The organism is Streptacidiphilus sp. P02-A3a (assembly GCF_014084105.1).
Taxonomy (GTDB): domain Bacteria; phylum Actinomycetota; class Actinomycetes; order Streptomycetales; family Streptomycetaceae; genus Streptacidiphilus.
Genome location: NZ_CP048289.1, coordinates 6669785 through 6676444 on the forward strand (window position 1 = coordinate 6669785; position 6660 = coordinate 6676444).

Annotated in this window: 1 protein-coding gene; it reads right to left on the bottom strand. The window is 75.7% G+C overall.

What is annotated here, in order from left to right:
• Nucleotides 1-45 precede the first annotated feature (45 nt).
• Nucleotides 46-6621 (bottom strand): type I polyketide synthase, encoded by a 6576-nt coding sequence (locus GXP74_RS28345; RefSeq protein WP_182454076.1) that lies wholly within the window; start codon nt 6619-6621, stop codon nt 46-48.
• Between the last annotated feature and the right edge of the window lie 39 nt (nt 6622-6660).

Genomic DNA, 6660 nt, shown 5'->3' on the forward strand with positions numbered 1-6660 from the left:
CCTTCGGACTGAAGCCCGGCTAAAACGGTTCACCGCCGCGCCCGTTCAGTCCGGGATCTGGCCCAACTCCTGGTCGATGAAGGCGAACAGGTCGCTGGCGCTGGCGTCCTGAAGCTGTTCCTCCACGGTGCTCTGCGGCTCGGACTCCTTGCGTCCGGCCCATTTCGCACTGATCGTGGCCATCCGCCGTTGGATCTCCGTGTGCTCGGCAGCCGCCACCTCGACCGCCCCCAGCTCCGTCTCCAGCGCGTCGAGTTCCGCCAACAGCCGGGCCACCGGCGAGACTTCGCGTGGCAGTAGCTCCGCCGCCAGCCGGTCGGCCAGCGACGCCACGGTCGGATGGTCGAAGACCATCGTCGGCGGTAGCAGCAGCCCGGTCGCGGCGTTCAGCCGGTTGCGCAGCTCCACCGCCGTGAGCGAGTCGAAGCCCAGGTCCTTGAACGCCCGCTCCGGGTCCACCGCCGACGGGTTCGGGTAGGCGAGCACGGCGGCGACCTCGCTCCGGGTCAACTCCATGAGCAGGCCCGCCCGTTCGGCTACCGGCAGCCGGGCCAGCCGGTCGGCCAGGGACTGTCCGCCGCGCGCCGGATCGGCGGCCGCGCGCCGGGGGCCGGTGCGGACCAGGGCGGTGAGCGCCGGCGGCAGCGTCCCGGCCTCGGCCTGACCGCGCAGCCCGGCCGGGTCGAAGTGCGCGGGCACGGTCAGCGGCAGCCCGCTGCGCAGTGCCGCGTCGAAGTGGAGCAGCGCCTGTTCGGTGGCCAGGGGCAGGATTCCGCTGCGGCGCATCCGGGCCCGCTGGTCCTGGCCCAGCGCGCCGGTCATCGCGCTCTCCACCTCCCACAGCCCCCAGCCGAGGCCGGTCGCGGCGAGGCCGTCGGCGTGGCGGTGGGCGGCGAGCGCGTCCAGGAACGCGTTGGCGGCGGCGTAGTTGCCCTGCCCGGGGTTGCCCAGGGTCCCGGCCAGCGAGGAGAACAGCACGAAGGCCGCGAGCGGGGTCTCCCGGGTGAGTTCGTGCAGGTGCCAGGCGGCGTCCGCCTTCGGGCCGAGCACCGCGTCGAGGCGGTCGGGCGTCAGCGCGTCCAGGGTGGCGTCGGCGGCCACACCGGCCGCGTGCACGACCGCCGTCAGCGGGTGCGCCGTGGGGACGGCGGCGAGCAGGCGGGCCAGCGCCGCCCGGTCGGAGACGTCGCAGGCGACGGTGGTCACCGTGGCCCCGAGTCCGGTGAGGTCGGCGACCAGGGCGTCGGCCCCCGGCGCGTCCGGGCCCCGGCGCCCGGCCAGCAGCAGGTGGCGTACGCCGTGCCGGGTGACCAGGTGCCGGGCGACCAGGCTGCCGAGGGCGCCGGTACCGCCGGTGACCAGGACCGTGCCCCCGGGGGCCAGCGGCGCGGGCATGGTCAGCACCACCTTGCCGACGTGCCGGGCCTGCTGGAGGTGTCGGAACGCCTCGGGTGCCTGCTGCACCGGCCAGGTCGCCAGCGGCAGCGGTCGCAGCACCCCGGTCTCGAACAGGTCCAGCAGCACGGAGAGCATCTCGGCGATCCGGTCCGGGTCCAGCACGGCCAGGTCGAACGCCTGGTAGCGGACCCCGGGGTGGTCGGCGGCGACCTGTCCGGGCTCCCGGATGTCGGTCTTGCCCATCTCGGCGAACCGGCCGCCGCGCGGCAGCAGCCGCAGTGAGGCGTCGACGAACTCGCCGGACAGCGAGTCGAGCACGACGTCCATGCCCGCGCCGCCGGTGGCGGCGAGGAAGTGCCGCTCGAAGTCGAGGGTACGGGAGTTGGCGATGTGGGTGTCGTCCAGACCGGCCGCCCGCAGCGTGTCCCACTTGGGCTCGCTGGCGGTGCCGAACACCTCCGCGCCCAGGTGCCGGGCGAGTTGCACGGCGGCCATGCCGACGCCGCCGGTCGCCGCGTGCACCAGCACCCGTTCGCCCGGCTGGAGCGCGGCCACGTCGACCAGTCCGTGGTAGGCGGTGAGGAAGACCGTCGGCACGGCCGCGGCCTGCTCGAAGGACCATCCGGAGGGGATCCGGGCGATCCGCCGCCGGTCGGCGACGGCCGTCGAGCCGAAGGCCGGGGCGAACAGGCCGAGCACCCGGTCGCCCGGAGCCAGGTCCACCACGCCGGGGCCGGTCTCCAGCACCACCCCGGCGCCCTCGCCGCCGAGCACGGCCGCCCCCGGGTACATGTCGAGGGCGACCAGCACGTCGCGGAAGTTGAGCCCGGCGGCGCGGACCGCGATCCGGACCTCGCCCGCGGCCAGCGGGCGGCCCGCCTCGTCGTCGGCCAGCAGGTCCAACCGGTCCAGCATCCCGGGGGCCGAGGCGTGCATCCGCCAGTCCCCCTCGGTCGGCGGGGTCAGCCGACCGGCGGTGTCGGCCCGGACCAGGCGCGGCACGAGCACCTGCCCGCCGCGCACCGCGGTCTGCGGCTCGTCGGCGGCCAGGGCGGCCGCCAGGGCCGCCTCGGCAGCGGTACCGGTACCGGCTTCGGTGTCGATCAGCAGGAACCGGCCGGGGTGTTCCAGTTGGGCGCTGCGGACCAGGCCCCAGACCGCGGCGGCGGCCAGGTCGGCGACGTCCTCGCCGAGCCGCGTGGCGACCGCGCCCCGGGTGTGGAACGCCAGCCGGGAGGTGCCGGAGCGGCTGTCGGCCAACCAGCGCTGGATCAGGTCGAGCGCCCGGCCCAGGGCGAGCCGGACCCGGTCGGCGACCGCACCCTGATCCGGGCCCCGGTCCGGGTCCTGGTCCGGGTCCTGGTCCGCGGCGGGGCAGGGCACCAGCACCACCGGGGCCGCGCCGGTGGCCGCCCCCGCTGCGAACAGGGCCTCCAGGTCGCCGTCGACCGAGGTGACCCAGCCGGGGGCCGGGTCGTCCGGGGCGACGGCGGCGGTCGGCGCGGCCGGGGCCCAGTCGAGCCGGTACAGCGGGGCGTCGGCGCGCGCGGCGGTCCGGAGCAGGTCGGTGGAGAGCGGGCGCAGCGCCAGCGCCTCCACCGTCGCCACCGGGCCGCCCAGGGGGTCGGTCACGGTCAGCGAGACGGTGTCGGCACCGGCCGGGGACAGCCGGATCCGGACCGAACCGGCGCCCTCGGCCCACAGCGTGGCGCCGCTCCAGGAGAAGGGGAGCATCGGCCGGGCCGGTTCGTCGCCGGTCCGGTCGCGGAACAGCAGCGCGTGCAGGCAGGCGTCCAGCAGCGCCGGGTGGACGCCGAAACCGGCGGTGTCCAGGTCGTCCGGCACGGCCGCCTCGGCGTACAGGTCGTCACCGAGCCGCCACACCGTCCGCAGGCCGCGGAACGCGGGACCGTAGTCGAGGCCCATCCGCCCCAGTTCCTGGTACAGGTCGCCGGTGTCCGCGACGGTGGCGCCGACCGGGGGCCAGGGGGTGTCCGCGGCGGGCGGCAGCGGGTCGGTCCCGTCCTGCTGCCGGGCCGCGGCGAGCAGTCCGCTGGCGTGTCGGCTCCACGGCTGCTCCTCGGTCCCGCCCGTGGGCGCCGGGCGGCGCGAGTGCACGGTGAACGGCCGCCGGGCCGACTCGTCCGGTGGTCCGACCACGAGCTGTAGGTGCACCTCGCCGTCGGCCGGGAGGACCAGCGGGCCCTCCAGGGTGAGGTCCTCGACCCGCTCCAGGCCGACCCGCCGACCGGTCTGCAGGACCACGTCCAGGAACGCGGTGCCGGGCAGCAGCACCGCCCCGCCGACGGAGTGGTCGGCCAGCCAGGGCTGGGTGGCGCTGGACAGGCTGCCGGTGGCGACCAGGGTCCCGTCACCGGCGAGGTCGACCGCGGCGCCGAGCAGCGGGTGCGGGCCCGCCGACAGCCCCAGGCCGCCGGTGCCCCTGACCGGACGGGCGTCCAGCCAGTAGCGCTCCCGCTCGAAGGGGTAGTTCGGCAGCGCGACCCGGCGCCGTCCGCCGCCGAACAGCGGCGACCAGTCGACCTCGGCTCCGCGCACGTGCAGCGCGGCCAGGCCCAGCAGCAGACCGGTCGGGCCGTCCACGCCGCGGCGCCCGGTGGGGATCTGCGCGGTGTCGCCGCCGCTGAGGCAGTCCGACACGATGGCGGTGAGCACGGCCGCCGGTCCCAGTTCCAGGTACTCGGTCACGCCCTGGGCCTCGATCGCGCGCACGCAGTCGGCGAAGCGCACGGCCTCGCGGGCGTGCCGGACCCAGTACTCCGGGGTGCGCAGCGCCTCGCTCTCGGCGGCGCCGGTCAGGCCGGAGACGATCGGGATCGTCGGCTCGGCGAACTCCAGCGCGTCGATCTCCGCGCGGAACCGGTCGAGCATCGGATCCATCAGCGGCGAGTGGAAGGCGTGACTCACCGTCAGTTGCCGGGTCTTGTGGCCCCGTTCGCGGAGCTCGTCGGCTATCGCCGCGACCGCGGCCGCGTCCCCGGACAGGACCACGGCGGCGGGCCCGTTCACCGCCGCGAGGCCGACCAGTGCCTCCTGCCCGGCGAGCAGCGGGCGGACCTCCTCCTCGGACGCCTGGACGGAGACCATCGCCCCGCCCGTCGGCAGCTCCTGCATCAGCCGGCTCCGGGCGGCGACCAGCCTGGCCGCGTCGGGCAGCGGCAGCACCCCGGCCACGTACAGCGCGCTCAGTTCGCCGATCGAGTGCCCGGCCAGGACGTCGGGGGTCTGCCCGAAGCTCCGCAGCAGCCGGAACAGGGCCGTGCCGTAGGCGAACAGCGCCGGCTGGGTGTAGCCGGTGAGGTCGAGCAGCGCCGCCTCGGCCGTGCCCTCGGCGGCGAACATCACCTCCCGCAGCGGGCGTTCCAGCCACGGGTCCAGCTGGGCGCACGCCTCGTCCAGGGCGGCGGCGAACACCGGGAACGTCCGGTACAGCTCGCGCCCCATCCCCGGCCGCTGCGCCCCCTGGCCGGGGAAGAGGAAGGCGGTACGGCCCCGCGCGGCGGCGCGGCCGGTCACCACCGTGCCGCTGGGGCTGCCCTGTGCCAGCGCTTCGAGCCCGGCCCGGAACCCGCCGGGGTCGGCGCCGACCACCACCGCGCGGTGGTCGAACGGGGTCCGGCCGGTCAGCAGGGCGTGCCCGACGTCGGCCGGGTCCGCCGCCGCGGGCAGGGCCAGCATCCGCTCGGCGGTCCGCCGGACGGCGGGTTCGTCCGTCCCCGACAGCAGCCAGACCAGCACCGGGGCGGCCGGTTCGGGGGCCTCCGCGGTACCGGGCTCCGCGGCACCGGGCTCCGCGGCACCGGGCTCGGCGGCCGTCTCCTCGGGTGCCTGCTCCACGATGACGTGGGCGTTGGTGCCGCTCAGGCCGAAGGAGGACACCGCCGCGCGGCGCGGCGCCGAGCCCGGCCACGGCCGGGCCTCGGTGAGCAGCGAGACCGCGCCGGACTGCCAGTCGACCTGGGTGGACGGCCGGTCGACGTGCAGGGTAGCGGGCATCACGCCGCGCCGCAGCGCCTCCACCGACTTGATCACCCCGGCCACCCCGGCGGCGGCCTGGGTGTGCCCGATGTTGGACTTGACCGAGCCGAGCCACAGCGGCCGGTCGGCCGCGCGTCCCCGGCCGTAGGTGGCCAGCAGTGCCTGGGCCTCGATCGGGTCGCCCAGGCTGGTGCCGGTGCCGTGCGCCTCCAGCAGGTCGACATCGGTGGTGGTCAACCGGGCGTCGGCGAGGGCCCGTTCGATCACCTGCTGCTGCGAGGGACCGCTGGGCGCGGTGAGTTGGCTGCTGGTCCCGTCGGAGTTGACCGCCGAGCCGCGGAGCACGGCCAGGACCGGGTGGCCCTCGCGCTGGGCGTCGGAGAGGCGTTCGAGCAGCAGCATCCCGGCGCCCTCGGCCCAGATGGCGCCGTCCGCCGCGTCGGCGAAGGACTTGCAGCGCCCGGCCGGTGACAGCCCGCGCTGGCGGCTGAACTCGACGAACGGCTGCGGTGTCGCCATCACCGTGGCGCCCCCGGCGAACGCCAACCGGCACTCGCCGTTGCGCAGCGCGCGCATCGCCAGGTGGACGGCGACCAGCGAGGAGGAGCAGGCGGTGTCGACGGTGATGGCGGGCCCGCGGAAGCCGAAGAGGTAGGACACCCGCCCGGACGCGATGCTGCCGGCGCTGCCCGTGCCGAGGAAACCCTCGAACTCCGGCGCGGAGGGCCGTGCCTGCACCGCGTAGTCGTTGTACATGACCCCGGCGAAGACCCCGGTGTCACTGCCGCGCAGCCCCGCCGGATCGATCCCGGCGTTCTCCAACGCCTCCCACGTCGTCTCCAACAACAACCGCTGCTGCGGATCCGTCGCCAACGCCTCCCGCGGACTCATCCCGAAGAACCCCGGATCGAACTCCGCCGCGTCGTACAGGAACCCACCCTCACGCACATAACTCGTCCCCGGATTATCCGGATCCGGATCGTACAGACCACCCAGGTCCCACCCCCGATCCGTCGGAAAACCACCCACCGCGTCACCACCACGCGCAACCAACTCCCACAACCCCTCCGGCGACACCACCCCACCCGGATACCGGCACGCCATCGCGACGATCGCGATCGGCTCCCGGGCGCGGTCCTCGGTGTCGCTCAGTTTCTTCCGGGTCTGCCGCAGTTCGGTGGTGGCCCGCTTGAGGTAGTCGCGCAGCCGCTCCTCGGCGGACACGGGGGCAGGGTCGGCGGAGGGCGTCATATCAACCTCTCA